This window comes from Streptomyces rubiginosohelvolus (assembly GCF_014649875.1).
GTDB classification, from domain to species: Bacteria; Actinomycetota; Actinomycetes; order Streptomycetales; family Streptomycetaceae; genus Streptomyces; species Streptomyces rubiginosohelvolus.
In genome coordinates, this window is the sequence record NZ_BMTW01000001.1 from 923,831 (window position 1) to 940,048 (window position 16,218).

17 protein-coding genes are annotated in these 16,218 nt (G+C 71.1%); 8 read left to right on the forward strand and 9 right to left on the reverse strand.

Annotated features, from left to right (window positions below; translation table 11 throughout):
- The first annotated feature begins 14 nt into the window (after positions 1 to 14).
- The 3 genes from IE134_RS04370 to IE134_RS34020 all read left to right on the forward strand — a co-directional run bounded on the left by IE134_RS04370 (position 15) and on the right by IE134_RS34020 (position 1,892).
- Positions 15 to 554, forward strand: a complete 540-nt coding sequence (locus tag IE134_RS04370; protein WP_189429633.1) for a phage holin family protein — start codon at positions 15 to 17, stop codon at positions 552 to 554.
- Complete coding sequence (locus tag IE134_RS04375) at positions 551 to 1,573, forward strand: alpha/beta fold hydrolase (RefSeq protein ID WP_189429634.1); 1,023 nt, start codon at positions 551 to 553, stop codon at positions 1,571 to 1,573. The genes IE134_RS04370 and IE134_RS04375 overlap by 4 nt, the downstream gene beginning before the upstream one ends.
- Positions 1,574 to 1,688: 115 nt before the next feature.
- Positions 1,689 to 1,892, forward strand: a complete 204-nt coding sequence (locus IE134_RS34020) for a hypothetical protein (RefSeq protein ID WP_073775647.1) — start codon at positions 1,689 to 1,691, stop codon at positions 1,890 to 1,892.
- Positions 1,893 to 1,964: 72 nt separating this feature from the next.
- Here IE134_RS34020 and IE134_RS04380 read toward each other — a convergent pair whose 3' ends face one another.
- The 3 genes from IE134_RS04380 to nth form a co-directional block, all read right to left on the reverse strand.
- Positions 1,965 to 3,170, reverse strand: a complete 1,206-nt coding sequence (locus IE134_RS04380) for a MarP family serine protease (RefSeq protein WP_030718287.1) — start codon at positions 3,168 to 3,170, stop codon at positions 1,965 to 1,967.
- Positions 3,171 to 3,261: 91 nt separating this feature from the next.
- Positions 3,262 to 4,023, reverse strand: coding sequence for an NUDIX hydrolase (locus IE134_RS04385; RefSeq protein WP_030718284.1), 762 nt, complete (start codon positions 4,021 to 4,023; stop codon positions 3,262 to 3,264).
- A gap of 115 nt (positions 4,024 to 4,138) precedes the next feature.
- Complete coding sequence (gene nth / locus IE134_RS04390) at positions 4,139 to 4,885, reverse strand: endonuclease III (RefSeq protein ID WP_030718281.1); 747 nt, start codon at positions 4,883 to 4,885, stop codon at positions 4,139 to 4,141.
- 569 nt (positions 4,886 to 5,454) lie between these two features.
- On the opposite strand from nth, the gene IE134_RS04395 reads away from it, so the two are divergent.
- The gene (locus IE134_RS04395) at positions 5,455 to 6,129 is read left to right on the forward strand and encodes a Crp/Fnr family transcriptional regulator (protein ID WP_003967450.1); all 675 of its coding nucleotides are present in this window, start codon (positions 5,455 to 5,457) and stop codon (positions 6,127 to 6,129) included.
- Between the two features lie 50 nt (positions 6,130 to 6,179).
- Here the strand turns inward: IE134_RS04395 and IE134_RS04400 are convergent, their stop codons facing one another.
- From IE134_RS04400 to sp36, 4 genes are all read right to left on the reverse strand, one after another.
- The gene (locus IE134_RS04400; protein WP_089116055.1) at positions 6,180 to 7,016 is read right to left on the reverse strand and encodes an MBL fold metallo-hydrolase; all 837 of its coding nucleotides are present in this window, start codon (positions 7,014 to 7,016) and stop codon (positions 6,180 to 6,182) included.
- On the reverse strand, positions 7,013 to 7,909 hold the full coding sequence (locus IE134_RS04405) for an NUDIX hydrolase (RefSeq protein WP_189429636.1): 897 nt from the start codon (positions 7,907 to 7,909) through the stop codon (positions 7,013 to 7,015). Before IE134_RS04405 ends, IE134_RS04400 begins: the two co-directional genes overlap by 4 nt.
- Positions 7,910 to 8,107: 198 nt before the next feature.
- Positions 8,108 to 8,578, reverse strand: coding sequence for a RidA family protein (locus tag IE134_RS04410; RefSeq protein WP_006126400.1), 471 nt, complete (start codon positions 8,576 to 8,578; stop codon positions 8,108 to 8,110).
- Positions 8,578 to 8,736, reverse strand: a complete 159-nt coding sequence (gene sp36 / locus IE134_RS04415) for a Sp36 family protein (protein ID WP_003967454.1) — start codon at positions 8,734 to 8,736, stop codon at positions 8,578 to 8,580. The genes IE134_RS04410 and sp36 overlap by 1 nt, the downstream gene beginning before the upstream one ends.
- Before the next feature lie 72 nt (positions 8,737 to 8,808).
- Between sp36 and bagA the strand changes: the two genes are divergently transcribed.
- Together bagA and bagB are read left to right on the forward strand one after the other, a co-directional pair.
- On the forward strand, positions 8,809 to 9,783 hold the full coding sequence (bagA, locus tag IE134_RS04420) for an ATPase BagA (RefSeq protein WP_030718275.1): 975 nt from the start codon (positions 8,809 to 8,811) through the stop codon (positions 9,781 to 9,783).
- Complete coding sequence (gene bagB / locus IE134_RS04425) at positions 9,780 to 11,270, forward strand: ATPase BagB (RefSeq protein WP_126931087.1); 1,491 nt, start codon at positions 9,780 to 9,782, stop codon at positions 11,268 to 11,270. Before bagA ends, bagB begins: the two co-directional genes overlap by 4 nt.
- A 31-nt stretch (positions 11,271 to 11,301) precedes the next feature.
- Here the strand turns inward: bagB and IE134_RS04430 are convergent, their stop codons facing one another.
- Positions 11,302 to 11,652 (reverse strand): WhiB family transcriptional regulator, encoded by a 351-nt coding sequence (locus IE134_RS04430; protein ID WP_006126397.1) that lies wholly within the window; start codon positions 11,650 to 11,652, stop codon positions 11,302 to 11,304.
- A 582-nt stretch (positions 11,653 to 12,234) separates the two neighbouring features.
- Between IE134_RS04430 and IE134_RS04435 the strand changes: the two genes are divergently transcribed.
- The gene (locus tag IE134_RS04435) at positions 12,235 to 14,481 is read left to right on the forward strand and encodes a transglycosylase domain-containing protein (protein WP_030718269.1); all 2,247 of its coding nucleotides are present in this window, start codon (positions 12,235 to 12,237) and stop codon (positions 14,479 to 14,481) included.
- A 98-nt stretch (positions 14,482 to 14,579) separates the two neighbouring features.
- On the opposite strand, the gene IE134_RS04440 is transcribed toward IE134_RS04435, so the two are convergent.
- Complete coding sequence (locus tag IE134_RS04440) at positions 14,580 to 15,044, reverse strand: GatB/YqeY domain-containing protein (RefSeq protein WP_030718267.1); 465 nt, start codon at positions 15,042 to 15,044, stop codon at positions 14,580 to 14,582.
- Between the two features lie 123 nt (positions 15,045 to 15,167).
- Here IE134_RS04440 and IE134_RS04445 point away from each other — a divergent pair, with 123 nt between their 5' ends.
- Positions 15,168 to 16,106 carry a metallophosphoesterase gene (locus IE134_RS04445; RefSeq protein ID WP_030718265.1) on the forward strand — a complete coding sequence of 313 codons (939 nt, stop codon included), beginning with the start codon at positions 15,168 to 15,170 and terminating at the stop codon, positions 16,104 to 16,106.
- Positions 16,107 to 16,218 lie beyond the last annotated feature (112 nt).

The window sequence follows — 16,218 nt, forward strand, 5'->3', positions numbered from 1 at the left end:
AGAGGGAGTCAGGGATGAGCGACCCCGGCAACTACGCGGGCAGCACGGACCGCAGCATCGGGCAGCTGGTCGCCTCGGCGACGGCCGAGATGTCCGCGCTGGTGCACGACGAGATCGCCCTGGCCAAGGCGGAGGTGCGGCAGGACGTCAAGCGCGGGGCGATCGGCAGTGCGGCGTTCATCGCCGCGGGCGTGCTGCTGCTGTTCACGATGCCGATGCTGAGCTTCGCGGCCGCGTACGGGATCCACAACCTGGGCCTGGGCCTGGCGTGGTCCTTCCTGATCGTGGCCGGCGCCTTCATCCTGCTGGCCGCGCTGATCGCCTTCATCGGTCTGCGGAAGTTCAAGAAGATCAAGCCGCCGGAGAAGTCCATCGCCTCCGCCAAGCAGACCGCCGCCGTCCTGCAGAAGGCCAAGCCGCACCCGCGCCCCTCGATCGAGGCCGCCGCGATCATCGAGCGCTCCGCCGTCTCCGGCAGTTCGCTGGCGAAGAAGGGCGTCGAGGGCGGCTCCGGTCAGAACAAGGCCGGGTCTGTGGCACGCTCGTCCACATGACCGTTCCCGATTCCAGCGCATTCGGCCCGACGGGTCCCGCGGACCCGGAGGGTCCGGCCGCCCCGTCCGACCCGGCGACCGGCCCCTCGGGCCGGGGCGCGGCCGGAGGGCCGGTGCGGCTCGACGGCCCCTGGACCCACCGCGACGTGGCGGCCAACGGTGCGCGCTTCCACATCGCCGAGCTGGGCGAGGGGCCGCTGGTGCTCCTGCTGCACGGCTTCCCGCAGTTCTGGTGGACCTGGCGCCACCAGATGACCGCGCTCGCCGACGCCGGTTTCCGGGCGGTCGCGATGGACCTGCGGGGGGTGGGCGGCAGCGACCGTACGCCGCGCGGTTACGACCCCGCCAACCTGGCCCTCGACGTCACCGGCGTGATCCGCTCCCTCGGTGAGCCCGACGCGGCCCTGGTCGGCCACGACCTCGGCGGGTACCTCGCCTGGACGGCCGCCGTGATGCGGCCCAAGCTGGTCCGCCGGCTCGTCGTCTCCTCGATGCCGCACCCGCGCCGCTGGCGCTCCTCGATGCTGTCGGACTTCGCCCAGTCGCGGGCCGGTTCGTACGTCTGGGGCTTCCAGCGCCCGTGGCTGCCGGAGCGTCAACTCCTGGCGGACGACGCCGCCCTGGTGGGGAACCTCATCCAGGACTGGGCGGGCCCCCGTACCCCGGAGTTCCCCGACGAGGAGACCCTGGACGTCTATCGGCGGGCCATGAGCATCCCCTCGACCGCCCACTGCTCGATCGAGCCGTACCGCTGGATGGTGCGGTCGATGGCGCGTCCGGACGGGATCCAGTTCAACCGGCGGATGAAGCGCCCGGTCCGGGTGCCCACGCTGCACCTGCACGGGTCGCTCGATCCGGCGGTCCGCACCCGCAGTTCGGCCGGGTCCGGCCAGTACGTCGAGGCGCCCTACCGGTGGCGACTTTTCGACGGTGTCGGGCACTTCCCGCACGAGGAGGATCCGATCGGCTTCTCCACCGAACTCATCAACTGGCTCAACGACCCCGAGCCGGACCGGTAGCCGTCGGCCCCGCCCTGGCACAGGTGTCCGACGAACAGCCAATTGCCTGCCGCATAGGCCAATTGGCTGACTCGCACACGATTACCGACCTTGGGTCACGGGCAGACGTCGGGGTATGGGCTGGACGCACGACTTCACTGACGAAGCACGCAACCGCCGCTCCACCGTCTCAGCCGGTGTGAGCACTCATGAGGGGGGCGGCCCTCGCGGCCGGGTGCACCAAGTGCATGACCTTCACCGTTCCCGTCTCGGGATTTCCCGCATCCTCCGCCGCCGGGCCCGCTGGGTCTCGGCACGTCTCCGCCACCCCCGTAACTGACCCTCGCCACAGGCTCCCGGGGGCTCTTGGAGCTCCCCGGGCCCTTGAGGCGTGTCCGGGCCCCTAAGGCGTTCAGAGGGCGCAGCCCTGGCTGTCGACCTGCTGGTTGGCGGCGCGGCCGATCTCGATGTCCTCGCGGATCTCGTCCGCCGTCAGCGCGTAGCCGGTGTCCGGGTCGTCGAGCGACTTGGCGAACACCACTCCGTACACCTTTCCGTCCGGAGTGAGCAGCGGGCCGCCCGAGTTGCCCTGGCGTACGGTCGCGAAGAGCGAGTACACATCGCGGCGCACCGTGCCCCGGTGGTAGATGTCCGGGCCGTCGGCGTTGATCCGGGCGCGGACGCGGGCCGAGCGCACGTCGTACGCGCCGTTCTCGGGGAAGCCCGCGACGATTGCGCTGTCGCCGGTCTCCGCGTCGTCGTCGGGGCCGGTGAACTGCAGCGGCCTGGCCTTGAGGTCGGGGACGTCCAGGACGGCGATGTCGCGCTGCCAGTCGTAGAGGACGACCTTCGCGTCGTACAGCCGGCCCTCGCCGCCGATCTGGACGGTGGGCTCGTCCACGCCGCCGACCACGTGGGCGTTGGTCATCACCCGGCGCTCGGAGAAGACGAAGCCGGTCCCTTCGAGGACCTTGCCGCAGCTCGGGGCCGTCCCCACGACCTTGACGATCGACTTCTTGGCGCGGGCGGCCACCGGGCTGCCCACGAGGGCCGGGTCCGGGGCCTTCACCTCGGTGATCGGCTCGTTGGCGAACGGGCTGAAGACCTGCGGGAAGCCGTTCTGCGCGAGGACGGAGGAGAAGTCCTGGAACCAGCTGGGCGCCTGGTTCGGCATCACCCGGTCGACGCCGAGCAGCACCGAGGAGGTGCGGACCTCCTTGCCGAGAGTCGGCAGCGAGGTGCCCGCCAGCAGCAGGCCGATCATCCAGGCCACCAGCAGCATGGCCACCACGTTGACCAGGGCGCCGCCGGTGGCGTCCAGGGCGCGCGCGGGCGACCAGGTGATGTAGCGGCGGAGTTTGTTGCCCAGGTGGGTGGTGAAGGCCTGGCCGATCGAGGCGCAGATGATCACGACGACGACCGCGCCGATGGCGACCGCCGTGGAGACCTCGGCGTTCTCGGTCACCCGGTCCCAGATGACCGGCAGCAGATAGACGGCGACGAGGCCGCCCCCGAGGAAGCCGATCACCGACAGGATGCCGACGACGAAACCCTGGCGATAGCCGATGACCGCGAACCACACGGCAGCCAGCAGCAGCAGGATGTCCAGCACGTTCACCGTCGGTAGCCTCGCAGTTTCGTCACCTGGCCCGTCGGTCGTGACGGGGTCCGGGCCGGGCCCGGAACAGCGCAGCAGAACAGCCAGCGTGTCATGCGCGCCAGTCGAGCGGCACCTGTCTGGTCCTGTCCCAGGGGCGTTCCCATCCCGCGTAGTGCACAATCCGGTCGATCACTCCGGCCGTGAAACCCCAGACCAGGGCCGATTCGACCAGGAATGCCGGGCCGCTGTGCCCGCTCGGATGGACGGCCGTCGCCCGGTTCTCGGGATCCGTGAGATCCGCCACGGGGACCGTGAAGACCCGGGCCGTCTCGGCCGGATCGACCACCCCGACCGGACTGGGCGCCCGCCACCAGCCGAGCACGGGCGTCACGACGAAGCTGCTGACCGGAATGTAGAGCCGGGGCAGCACACCGAAGAGCTGTACGCCGCGGGGGTCGAGCCCGGTCTCCTCCTCGGCCTCGCGCAGCGCGGCGCGCAGGGGCCCGGTGGTGGCCTGGTCGCCGTCCTCGGGATCCAGCGCGCCCCCGGGGAAGGACGGCTGCCCGGCGTGGGAGCGCAGGGTCCCGGCCCGCTCCATGAGCAGCAGCTCGGGTCCGCGCTCCCCCTCGCCGAACAGGATCAGGACGGCGGACTGCCGGCCCGCCCCGCTCTCGGGCGGCAGGAACCGGCTGAGCTGCTGCGGCCGGACGCTCCGCGCGGCGCCGGCGACGGGGTCGAGCCAGGCGGGCAGGCCGTCGGTGGTGACGTCGACGGCCATGCCGGGAACACGGCTGACGGGGCCGTGGCCCGGCGGGCTCCCGGCTGGGCCGTTCCCGGCCTGCGCCGTGTTGTGTGTATGCGTGTGCGTCATAGGCACCCCCGTCGATTCACAACGCCTGTCGTCGGCCATTTCGTTCCGAGCCGCTCCGTCCTGGGCAAGGAATCCGCCCTGAGGGTGAACCTGAGCAATCAAACAGCCCGAGGGTTCATTCGGCCCCCAGCGCGGGCGCGGGCTTGCCCGGATAGTCGGCGGGCGGGCTGAGCCGCTGACCCGGATAGCCGCCCATCTCGTACTTCAGGAGCTTCCTGGCCTTCTCCGGATCGGTCTCGCCCTCCCCGTACGACGGGCAGAGCGGGGCGATGGGACAGGCCCCGCAGGCGGGTTTGCGGGCGTGGCAGATCCGGCGGCCGTGGAACACGACGCGATGCGAGAGCATCGTCCACTCGCTCTTGGGGAAGATCCCGGCGACGACCGCCTCGACCTTCACCGGGTCCTCCTCGTCCGTCCACTTCCAGCGCCGCACCAGGCGCCCGAAGTGCGTGTCGACCGTGATTCCCGGGACGCCGAAAGCATTGCCCAGAACGACGTTGGCGGTCTTGCGGCCGACGCCGGGCAGCTTGACGAGGTCCTCCAGCCGCCCCGGGACCTCGCCGCCGAACTCGTCCCGGAGGGCCGCCGAGAGGCCCATCAGCGACTTCGTCTTCGCCCGGAAGAACCCGGTCGGCCGGATGATCTCCTCCATCTCCTCCGGCACCGCCGCCGCCATGTCCTCGGGCGTGGGGTACGCGGCGAAGAGCGCGGGCGTCGTCTGGTTGACCCTCAGGTCGGTGGTCTGAGCGGAGAGGACCGTGGCCACGAGGAGCTCGAAGGGGTTACGGAAGTCCAGCTCGGGATGGGCGTACGGATAGACCTCGGCGAGCTCGCGGTTGATCCGGCGCGCCCGGCGGACCATCGCGAGGTGGGACTCGGCCTTCGGCGCCTTGCGCGGGGCCGCCGCCTTGGCCGTGGTGGCCGTGGTGGCCGCCTTGGCCGCCTTGGCCGTGGTGGCCGCCTTGGCCGCCTTCACGTTCTTTCCAGTTGTGCCGGGCTCCCCGGTTTTGGCCGTCCTGCCGGACTTCCCGGGCGTTGACGATGACACTGCGGACCTCCTGGCCGACTTCCGACTCCGACTTCCCGAACGTCTTCCCCGGCCCTCCGGGGGAACCGTGCGCGTCTCCGAGGGAGCCATTCGCGGCATTCTTCGGGCGCGGCCGGGGCTGTTCGCCCACAGCGGAATCGCCGCCCTTCACCACCCCGTCAGCCCTCTGGGCCTGCGCTCTCCCCGGCGATCCGGACACCCGGCCAGCCTAGGGCCAGGCACCGACAACCACCCTTGCCACGGCGTATCCGCCCCCGATCGGCCCCCTGCCGTAGGGTCCGGCACGCCCGTGCGTCAAACTGGTTTGTGATTGATCGCACTGTTTTACCGTCCGGCATGATGGGGACCACGGTTCCCTGGACAGGCCGACAAGGAGAGAACTCGTGGACGACGTTCTGCGGCGCGCCCCGCTTTTCGCGGCGCTCGATGACGAGCAGGCCGCGGAGCTCCGCGCCTCGATGAGTGAGGTGACCCTCGCGCGCGGAGACGCGCTGTTCCACGAGGGCGACCAGGGTGACCGCCTGTACGTGGTCACCGAGGGCAAGGTGAAGCTCCACCGCACCTCGCCCGACGGGCGCGAGAACATGCTGGCCGTGCTCGGCCCCGGCGAGCTGATCGGGGAGCTGTCGCTCTTCGACCCGGGCCCGCGTACGGCGACCGCCTCCGCGCTGACCGAGGTCAAGCTCCTCGGCCTCGGCCACGGCGATCTGCAGCCCTGGCTGAACGCCCGGCCCGAGGTGGCCACCGCGCTGCTGCGCGCGGTCGCCCGACGGCTGCGCAAGACCAACGACCAGATGTCCGACCTGGTCTTCTCCGATGTGCCGGGCCGGGTCGCCCGCGCCCTCCTGGACCTGTCGCGCCGCTTCGGCGTCCAGTCCGAGGAAGGCATCCACGTCGTGCACGACCTCACCCAGGAGGAGCTGGCCCAGCTGGTCGGCGCCTCCCGCGAGACGGTCAACAAGGCGCTCGCGGACTTCGCGGGCCGCGGCTGGCTGCGCCTGGAGGCCCGCGCGGTCATCCTGCTGGACGTCGAGCGGCTGGCGAAGCGCTCGCGCTAGACGAGCCCACGCGGCGCCCCGCCGACTCCCCGGCGCTGATCCAGGGCTCCTCAGCCCTGGATCAGCCCGTGCTCGGTGAGGTATTCCAGCTGGGCCCGCACGGACAGCTCGGCGGCCGGCCACAGGGAGCGGTCCACGTCGGCGTAGACCGCCGCCACCACGTCCGACGGCGTACGGTGCCCGGCCTCCACCGCCGTCTCCACCTGGGCGAGCCGGCTGGCGCGGTGGGCCAGGTAGAACTCCACCGCTCCCTGCGCGTCCTCCAGCACCGGCCCGTGGCCCGGCAGCACCGTGTGGACGCCGTCGTCGACCGTCAGCGACCGCAGCCGCCGCAGCGAGTCCAGGTAGTCGCCGAGCCGCCCGTCCGGGTGCGCGACCACCGTCGTACCGCGGCCGAGGATCGTGTCGCCCGTCAGCACCGCCCGGTCGGCGGGCAGATGGAACGAGAGCGAGTCCGCGGTGTGCCCCGGCGTCGGCACCACCCGCAGCTCCAGGCCGCCGGTGGTGATCACGTCGCCCGCCCCGAGGCCCTCGTCGCCCAGCCGCAGCGCCGCGTCCAGGGCCCGTACCTTCGTCCCCGTCAGCTCGGCGAACCGGCCCGCGCCCTCCGCGTGGTCCGGGTGCCCGTGGGTGAGCAGCGTGAGGCCCACGCGCCGCCCGGACCGCTCCACCGCCTCGATCACGGCCCGCAGGTGTACGTCGTCGAGCGGCCCGGGATCGATGACGACGGCGAGGTCCGAGTCGGGCTCGGCCACGATCCAGGTGTTCGTCCCGTCGAGCGTCATCGCGGACGGGTTGGGCGCGAGGACGTTGACCGTACGGGCGGTCGCGGGCCCGGAGACGACAGCTCCGCGCGGCTGTCCGGGCAGGGCGGCTGCGTCGGTCATGCGGCGCCGCCTCCCCCGCCCGCCGCGGGCACGTGTTTGGTGAACTCGTCGTGTCCCGGCCAGGTCAGCACCAGCTCGTCGCCCTCCAGCCGGGCCTGCGCGAGGACCGGGGTCATGTCCTGCACGTCGGCGGCCTCCAGGGCCTCGGCGGCCGTCCCGTACGGCGCGAGGGCCCGCAGCGTGGTCACGGTGGGCGGCATCATCAGCAGCTCGCCCGCGTCGTAGCGGCGGGCGGCCTCCGCCGGGGCGATCCACACCGTACGGTCGGCCTCCGTGGAGACGTCCCGGGTGCGCTGCCCCTCGGGGAGCGCGGCGACGAAGAACCAGGTGTCGTAGCGGCGCGGTTCGAACTCCGGGGTGATCCAGCGCGCCCAGGCGCCCAGCAGGTCCGAGCGCAGCACCAGGCCGCGCCGGTCCAGGAACTCCGCGAAGGACAGGTCCCGGGCGACCAGCGCCTCCCTGTCGGCCTCCCAGTCGTCCCCGGTGGTGTCGCCGACCACGGTCGTGGCGGTCGGCCCGGCGAGCAGGACACCCGCCTCCTCGAACGTCTCGCGCACCGCCGCGCAGACGACGGCCTGCGCCTCGGTGACCGTCGCCACCCCGAGCCGGCCGGCCCACTGCTCCAACGGAGGCCCGGCCCACCCGATCAGCCGGTCGTCGTCACGCGGATCGACTCCGCCACCCGGATAGGCGTACGCGCCCCCGGCGAACGCCATCGACGTCCGGCGGCGCAGCATGTGCACGACGGGTCCGGACGCCGGCGCCTGGGGCCCACGGTCGCGGAGCAGCATCACCGTGGCCGCCCGCCGGGGCGTCACGGCCGTCAGCTCACCGGCGGCGAGGGCCCGGATCCGGTCGGGCCATTCCGGGGGGTACCACTGACCTTGGGACATGGCCGGAGGCTATCCGGAACCGCGCCGATGTTCGAGAGGCTCCCTGGTCGTCGCGACGACCCGACATGCCCCGGACACACACGACGCCCGCACGCCCCCGCTCCGCAGGCCCCGTAACACGCGATCCCGCCCGGTCGCGGGGACCGGGCGGGATCGGAGACGTACAAGAAGTGCGAGAAACGTACGGGAAGGGGGGCCTCAGGCCTCGACGAGCTCCACCTGGACCTCGACCTCGACCGGTGCGTCCAGCGGCAGCACGGCGACGCCCACGGCGCTGCGCGCGTGCACGCCCTTGTCGCCGAGGACCGCGCCCAGCAGCTCGCTGGCGCCGTTGATCACGGCGGGCTGGCCGGTGAAGTCGGAGGCCGAGGCGACGAAGCCCACGACCTTCACGACGCGCTTGATCCGGTCCAGGTCACCGGCGACCGACTTCACGGCGGCGAGCGCGTTGAGCGCGCAGGTCTTCGCGAGCTCCTTCGCCTCGTCCGGCGTGACCTCGGCGCCGACCTTGCCGGTGACGGCGAGTTTGCCGTCCACCATCGGCAGCTGACCCGAGGTGTACACGTACACCCCGGACTGCACGGCCGGCTGGTACGAGGCCAGCGGCGGCACGACGGCGGGCAGGGTCAGGCCCAGCTCGGCGAGGCGCGATTCGACGGCGCCCGCCACTACGCCTTCTCCCGCTTCAGGTAGGCCACGAGCTGCTCGGGGTTGTTCGGGCCGGGAACGACCTGGACCAGCTCCCAGCCGTCCTCGCCCCAGGTGTCCAGAATCTGCTTGGTCGCGTGCACGAGAAGGGGCACGGTCGCGTATTCCCACTTGGTCATGGGCCCGACTGTAACGCCTGGCACGTACGGTCCCGTGCGTAGGCCGGGGCAGGACTGGTTAGGCTCGAATACGTGAGCAGGTTCCAGGTCGTCAGCGGCAAGGGCGGTACCGGTAAGACCACGGTGGCCGCCGCCCTCGCGCTCGCCCTCGCGACCGAGGGCAGGCGCACCCTCCTCGTCGAGGTCGAGGGCAGGCAGGGCATCGCCCAGCTCTTCGGTTCCGACGCGCTCCCCTACGAGGAGCGCAAGATCGCCGTCGCGCCGGGCGGCGGCGAGGTGTACGCGCTGGCGATCGACGCCGAACGCGCCCTCCTCGACTACCTCCAGATGTTCTACAAGCTCGGCAGCGCCGGCCGCGCCCTGAAGAAGCTCGGCGCGATCGACTTCGCCACCACCATCGCGCCCGGCGTCCGGGACGTCCTGCTGACCGGGAAGGCGTGCGAAGCAGTACGCCGCAAGGACAAGCAGGGCCGGTTCGTCTACGACCACGTGATCATGGACGCCCCGCCGACCGGCCGGATCACCCGCTTCCTGAACGTCAACGACGAGGTGGCCGGGCTGGCGAAGATCGGCCCGATACACAACCAGGCCCAGGCGGTGATGCGGGTCCTGAAGTCCCCGCAGACCGCGGTCCACCTGGTGACCCTCCTGGAGGAGATGCCGGTCCAGGAGACCGCGGACGGCATCGCCGAACTGCGCGCCGCCGAACTGCCCGTGGGCAGCGTCTTCGTGAACATGGTCCGCCCGCATCTGCTGGACGAGGACGCCCTGCGCACCGCCGCGGGCGGCCGCCGCAAGGAGATCGCCAAGACGCTGACCCGGGCCGGGGTGACCGGTTCCGCCGCCCTCGTACGTCCGCTGGTCGCGCAGGCGGCCGAGCACGCGGAGCGGGTCGGCCTGGAGCGGGAGCAGCGCGCGGTGCTGGCCGGTCTGGGCCTGCCGACGGCGGAGCTGCCGCTGATGGGCGACGGGGTGGACCTCGCCGCGCTGCACGACCTGGCCACGGAGCTCCGTAAGCAGGGCGCGGGGGAAGAGGGGGACGTATGAGCGCGGACACGGACACGGTGGCCGAGGGCGGCCCGGACGCGGTCGCCAACGCCGACGGCGGGCTGGACACGGACGCGCTGCTGGACGACCCGGGCATCCGGATCGTCGTCTGCTGCGGCTCCGGCGGTGTCGGCAAGACCACGACCGCCGCGGCCCTCGGCGTACGGGCCGCCGAGCGCGGCCGGAAGGTCGTCGTCCTCACCATCGACCCGGCCCGCCGGCTCGCCCAGTCCATGGGCATCGACCAGCTGGACAACGTGCCCCGCCGGGTCGACGGCATCGACGGCGACGGCGAACTGCACGCCATGATGCTCGACATGAAGCGGACCTTCGACGAGACCGTCGAGGCGCACGCGGACGCGGAGCGGGCCAGGGCGATCCTGGAGAACCCCTTCTACCAGTCCCTGTCGGCCGGGTTCGCCGGTACGCAGGAGTACATGGCGATGGAGAAGCTCGGGCAGCTGCGGGCGCGCGACGAGTGGGACCTGATCATCGTCGACACCCCGCCCTCGCGCTCCGCGCTGGACTTCCTGGACGCGCCGAAGCGGCTCGGGTCGTTCCTCGACGGGAAGTTCATCCGGCTGCTGATGGCGCCCGCGAAGGTGGGCGGCCGGGCCGGGATGAAGTTCCTCAACGTCGGCATGTCGATGATGAGCGGCACGCTGGGCAAGCTGCTCGGGGGCCAGTTCCTGCGGGACGTCCAGACGTTCGTCGCCGCGATGGACACCATGTTCGGCGGCTTCCGCAGCCGCGCGGACGCCACGTACAAGCTGCTCCAGGCGCCCGGCACGGCCTTCCTCGTGGTCGCGACGCCGGAGCAGGACGCGCTGCGCGAGGCCGCCTACTTCGTGGAGCGGCTGGCCGCCGAGGACATGCCGCTGGCCGGTCTGGTCCTCAACCGCGTGCACGGCAGCGAGGCTTCGCGGCTCTCCGCGGAGCAGGCGCTGACCGCCGCAGAAAATCTTGACGACGCCCGCATTGTGGATCAGAGGGCCGGGAAAGCTGGCCTTGGTGACCGGGTAGCCCCCGACCCGGCGGTCACCGCTTCCGGAACGACCGAGCCGCCCCTCTCCCCCGAGGCCGGGCAGGCGTCCGGTCCGCAGACCTCAGCCGAGCACCAGGACACGACGGAGAACGAACCGCCCCACGAGAACATCGCGCACGCCGCGACCGCCCCCGAGGGCGACACCGCCGATGCCACCCCTGCGGTGCACTCGGCCGACGTGACCGGAGCGTCCGACACCGACGCGACCGACGTCATCAGCATCGAGGAACTGACGGCGGGTCTGCTGCGCCTGCACGCCGAGCGCATGCAGGTCGTCGCCCGCGAGAACCGCACCCGCGACCGCTTCACCGCCCTCCACCCGGAGGTCCCGGTGACGGCCGTGGAAGCGCTGCCCGGCGACGTACACGACCTGGACGGCCTCCGGGCCATCGGCGACCGGCTGGCGGACGGCTCCGCCCCGGCCCCTGCCGGAGCGGCGTAGAGCCGACGCGCCGAGCGGCGTGGTCGGCGCGCTACCCGACGGCGGCGTACGTCTCGTGCAGCTCCTCGTCCTCCAGCCCGATGACTCCGGGCAGGATGCCGGTGGACCGCTCGTACTCGCTGCGTGCGGTCTCCAGCAGTCGGCGCCAGGACGTGACGGTCGGCCGGCGGCGCAGCAGTGCGCGGCGCTCCCGCTCCGTCATTCCGCCCCACACGCCGAATTCGACGCGATTGTCCAGCGCATCGGCCAGGCACTCGGTCCGCACCGGGCATCCGGTGCACACCGCCTTGGCTCTGTTCTGCGCTGCCCCTTGTACGAACAGTTCATCCGGATCGGTAGTGCGGCAGGCTGCCTGCGCACTCCAGTCGGTTACCCAGCCCATGCCGGCGCCGTCCTCTCCCGAATCGAGGCTCCCCCACGGCGGTAGCGGCATATTCACCGCTGCCAGTTGAGGACGTTACGGAAGGTGGGGACAGCACAACACCCCCTTCGGGCCCAATCTTGAATGGTCCGAACGGACTATGCGTATGCGGCAGATCACCCAGGGGAGTGAGCCGAGGACATACGCGACTATCACCGTGAAAAAGGGACAGTGCACTCAAGTTGCAACGGACTTCTCGCGACATACGGGGCGAATTCGGGAGCGCCTCGCTGAGTGCGAGAAGGGCGATGCGGTGGCACATCGACCGGGCGAAGAATGACCAGAAGATGCGCATGGGGCGGCAGGGGGCTTGATACGGAACCGGACTGCTGTGACAGTTGAGAGCAGCTTAGGCCAACGCCTGCCCGTCTGTCCGGCGAATGGGAACGTAGGCCCTCCGCGTCCGCGTGCCCGCGCCATGACGGTGTGCCGTGTCTCCACCCGGCCCGATTCTCCGCCCGGATGTCACGGTCTGGTACGGGAACGCTCCGAGAGCCCCCTGCTCCTGCGACACGTTCATCACTACGGATTAGGCTGCCCCCTATGCCAAAGAAGCGCTCGGGCGGCGGTCTCACCACGACTCAGCAGGCCGCCAAGTTCGTCGGTGTCGCCGCCCTCTCCGGAGCTGTCCTGGCAGGCATCGCGCTGCCCGCGGCCGGAGCGCTGGGGCTCGCCGCCAAGGGGACGGTCGAAGGGTTCGACGAGATCCCCTCCAACCTCAAGACACCGCCGCTCAGTCAGCGGACCACGATCCAGGACCGCGACGGCGGCACCATCGCCACGGTGTACTCCCGCGACCGCACGGTCGTCCCGCTCAAGGACATCTCGCCGCACATGCAGGCCGCGATCATCGCGATCGAGGACTCCCGCTTCTACGAGCACGGCGCGGTCGACCTCAAGGGCATCCTGCGCGCGATGAACCGCAACGTACAGGCGGGCGGGGCGGCGCAGGGCGCGTCGACCCTCACCCAGCAGTACGTGAAGAACGTCTTCGTCGAGGAGGCGGGCGACGACCCGGAGAAGGTCGCCGAGGCCACGCAGCAGACGCTCGGCCGCAAGGTCCGCGAGCTGAAGTACGCGATCCAGGTCGAGGAGGAGCTCGGCAAGAAGAAGATCCTGGAGAACTACCTCAACATCACGTTCTTCGGGCAGCAGGCGTACGGCATCGAGGCCGCGTCCCAGCGCTACTTCTCCAAGCACGCCAAGGACCTCAAGGTGGAGGAGGCCGCGCTGCTCGCCGGCATCGTCCAGTCGCCGAGCCGCTACGACCCGGTCAACGACACGGAGGAAGCGACCAAGCGCCGCAACACCGTGCTGACGCGGATGGCCGCGGTCAAGAGCATCACGCAGGCCGAGGCCGACAAGGCCATGGAGACGCCCATCAAGCTGAAGGTGTCCCGGCCGAAGAACGGCTGCATCACCGCCGTCAGCGGCTCCGGCTTCTTCTGCGACTACGTACGCAAGACGATCCTCACCGACCCCGCCTTCGGCAAGACCGACGAGGAGCGGGCCAAGCTCTGGAACCTCGGCGGTCTGACCATCCGGACCACGCTCGACCCGCGCGCCCAGAAGGCCGCCAACGAGGCCGCCACCGCGAGGGTCAACAAGGACGACAAGTTCGCGGCGTCCGTGGTGCAGGTCCAGCCGGGCAGCGGGAAGATCCTCTCGATGGGCCAGTCCCGCCCGTACGGCCTGGACCAGAAGCAGAACGAGACCGTCCTGAACCTCGCCGTCAGCAACAAGATGGGCGGCAGCACCTACGGCTTCCAGGTCGGCTCCACGTTCAAGCCGTTCACCGCGGCGGCGGCGCTGGAGAAGGGCATCAGCCCGGCGACGTCGTTCTCCTCGGACTGGAAGATGACGCTCCAGGAGCGGGACTTCCGCAACTGCTCCGGCTCCCCCGCCGGGTACGCGCCCTGGCAGCTCCAGAACGAGCTGGAGTCCGAGAAGGGCACCTGGGACATGACGAGCGCGCTCGGCAAGTCCATCAACACCTACTTCGCGATGCTGGAGCAGAAGGCCGGCCTCTGCGAGACCGTCGAGATGGCCAAGAAGGTCGGCTACGAGCGCGGTGACGGCAAGAAGATCGGGGAGTACCCCTCGATCACCCTCGGCGGTGAGGTGAGCACGCCGCTCTCCATGGCCGGCGCGTACGCCGCCTTCGCCAACCGCGGCACGTACTGCACGCCGATCGCCATCGAGTCCATCAAGGACCCGCAGGGCAAGAAGCTCGACGTGCCGAAGACGTCCTGCTCGCGCGCGATGAGCGAGCGGACCGCGGACACGATCAACCAGATGCTCAAGGGCGTCGTCGAGGACGGCACCGGTACGCAGGCCGGACTCAGCGACCGGGACAACGCGGGCAAGACCGGTACGACCAACGACCGCAAGGACGCGTGGTTCGTCGGGTACACGCCGAACCTGTCCACCGCGGTGTGGGTCGGTGACGACGTCGGCGAGAAGAGCTCGATGTTCAACGTCACCATCGGCGGCCAGTACTACGACAAGGTCTGCGGTGGCTGTCTGCCCGGCCCGATCTGGCGCATCGCGATGACCGGAGCGCTGGACGCGTCCGAGACCCCCGGGTTCAACACCGTCCCCGTGCCTCGCGGCAAGGAGAAGGACGACAAGGAGAAGGGCGACCGCGACCGGGGCCGTGACCGCGACCGCGGTGACGACGACGACAAGCCCGGCGACGACGGCAACCGGTTCCCCGGGATCGAGCTCCCGGAGGGCGTGATCGGCGGACCGGGCGGCGGCGGCCGGGGCGGCGGCAACGAGGGGCCCTGACCGTACGGGGCTGTTTGCCAGGAAAGGGGTGGGCGCCCGGTCCGAGGACCGGGCGCCCACCCCTTTTTCCTTGCCCTGCTGCTCCGCTCGGCGAAGCCTCAGCCGGCGAGGCGCTTCTTCACCGCAGCGGCGACCCGGCCGCCCTCGGCGAGCCCGGCGACCTTCGGGTTGACGATCTTCATGACGGCGCCCATCGCGCGCGGTCCCTCGGCCCCGGCGGCCTTCGCCTCCTCGACGGCGGACGCCACGATGACGTTCAGCTCGTCGTCCGTGAGCTGCTTGGGCAGGTAGCCGTCGAGCAGCTCGCCCTCCGCCTTCTCGCGCTCGGCCTGCTCGGTCCGGCCGCCCTGGGCGAAGGCCTCGGCCGCCTCACGGCGCTTCTTCGCCTCCTTGGCGATCACCTTCTGCACCTCGTCGTCGGAGAGCTCGCGCGCCGACGTGCCGCTGACCTCTTCCTTCGTGATCGCGGTGAGGGTGAGCCGAAGGGTGGACGAGGTCAGCTCGTCACGCGCCTTCATGGCCGTGTGGAGGTCTTCCTTGAGCTTGGACTTGAGCGTGGTCATGCCGTGATTGTGACAGGTGGGGGGCCGGAACCGCCCACCGATTTCCCTCCCCCTCCTCTGACCTTTCCTCTCGCCTACCTCTCGCCTTTTCTCCGGGCGTTCCGCTTCTGCGACGATGGGCGCATGCGCGCACGCTACGGAGTACCCCTGAAAGTCACGGCAGTCGGCGCGGCGGTCGGCGCCGCCGGACTGGCCTACGCCGCCGGGTTCGAGGCCCGCTCGTTCCGCCTGCGACGGGTCACCGTTCCCGTACTCCCGCACGGGGCACGTCCGTTGCGCGTGCTGCAGGTCTCCGACATCCACATGGTGTGCGGTCAGCGCAAGAAGCGCGCCTGGCTCCAGTCGCTGGCGGGCCTGCGCCCCGACTTCGTGGTGAACACCGGCGACAACCTCTCCGACCCGGACGCGGTGCCCGAGGTGCTGGACGCGCTGGGCCCGCTGATGGAGTTCCCGGGCGTGTACGTCTTCGGCTCCAACGACTACTACGGCCCCAAGCTCCGCAACCCGGCCCGCTACCTCCTGGAGAAGGCCCAGGGCAAGCACGGCCTCAACGGCAACGCCCCCGCGGTCGGCGTCGTCCACAATCCGTGGGAGCCGATGCGCGACGCCTTCGACGAGGCGGGCTGGCTGGACCTGTCGAACACCCGGGGCCGGCTCAAGCTGGAGGGCATGGAGCTGGCGTTCACCGGCCTGGACGACCCGCACATCAAGCGGGACCGTTACGCCGAGGTCCAGGGCGGCCCGGAAACCGGCGCCGACCTCTCCATCGGCGTGGTCCACGCCCCGTACCTCCGCTCCCTGGACGCCTTCACGGCCGACGGCTACCCCCTGATCCTGGCGGGCCACACGCACGGCGGCCAGCTGTGCATCCCGTTCTACGGGGCACTGGTCACCAACTGCGACCTGGACACGGACCGGGTCAAGGGCCTGTCGAGCCACACGGTCGGCGACCAGCGCGCCTACCTCCACGTCTCCGCGGGCTGCGGCACCAACCGCTACACCCCGGTCCGCTTCGCCTGCCCGCCGGAGGCGACGCTGCTGACGCTGGTGGCGAAGGGCTGAGGGGGCGGGGCTGCCCCGGAGCGGTTGACGGCGGGGGCGCGGCGGCCCAGACCGGATGACGGCGAACGGCCGACGGGGCCGACGAATCGCGGGGGTCTTCCCACCCCCTTAC

Bases quoted from the DNA above. Each gene is read 5' to 3' on its own strand.
- sp36 (WP_003967454.1), bottom strand. From the start codon at position 8,736: ATGACCAAGTGGGAATACGCGACCGTGCCCCTTCTCGTGCACGCGACC.
- IE134_RS34020 (WP_073775647.1), top strand. From the start codon at position 1,689: ATGGGCTGGACGCACGACTTCACTGACGAAGCACGCAACCGCCGCTCC.
- IE134_RS04430 (WP_006126397.1), bottom strand. From the start codon at position 11,652: ATGGGCTGGGTAACCGACTGGAGTGCGCAGGCAGCCTGCCGCACTACC.
- IE134_RS04400 (WP_089116055.1), bottom strand. From the start codon at position 7,016: ATGACCGACGCAGCCGCCCTGCCCGGACAGCCGCGCGGAGCTGTCGTC.
- IE134_RS04440 (WP_030718267.1), bottom strand. From the start codon at position 15,044: ATGACCACGCTCAAGTCCAAGCTCAAGGAAGACCTCCACACGGCCATG.
- IE134_RS04405 (WP_189429636.1), bottom strand. From the start codon at position 7,909: ATGTCCCAAGGTCAGTGGTACCCCCCGGAATGGCCCGACCGGATCCGG.
- IE134_RS04435 (WP_030718269.1), top strand. From the start codon at position 12,235: ATGCCAAAGAAGCGCTCGGGCGGCGGTCTCACCACGACTCAGCAGGCC.
- IE134_RS04445 (WP_030718265.1), top strand. From the start codon at position 15,168: ATGCGCGCACGCTACGGAGTACCCCTGAAAGTCACGGCAGTCGGCGCG.
- bagB (WP_126931087.1), top strand. From the start codon at position 9,780: ATGAGCGCGGACACGGACACGGTGGCCGAGGGCGGCCCGGACGCGGTC.
- nth (WP_030718281.1), bottom strand. From the start codon at position 4,885: ATGGTCCGCCGGGCGCGCCGGATCAACCGCGAGCTCGCCGAGGTCTAT.
- IE134_RS04375 (WP_189429634.1), top strand. From the start codon at position 551: ATGACCGTTCCCGATTCCAGCGCATTCGGCCCGACGGGTCCCGCGGAC.
- IE134_RS04370 (WP_189429633.1), top strand. From the start codon at position 15: ATGAGCGACCCCGGCAACTACGCGGGCAGCACGGACCGCAGCATCGGG.
- IE134_RS04385 (WP_030718284.1), bottom strand. From the start codon at position 4,023: ATGACGCACACGCATACACACAACACGGCGCAGGCCGGGAACGGCCCA.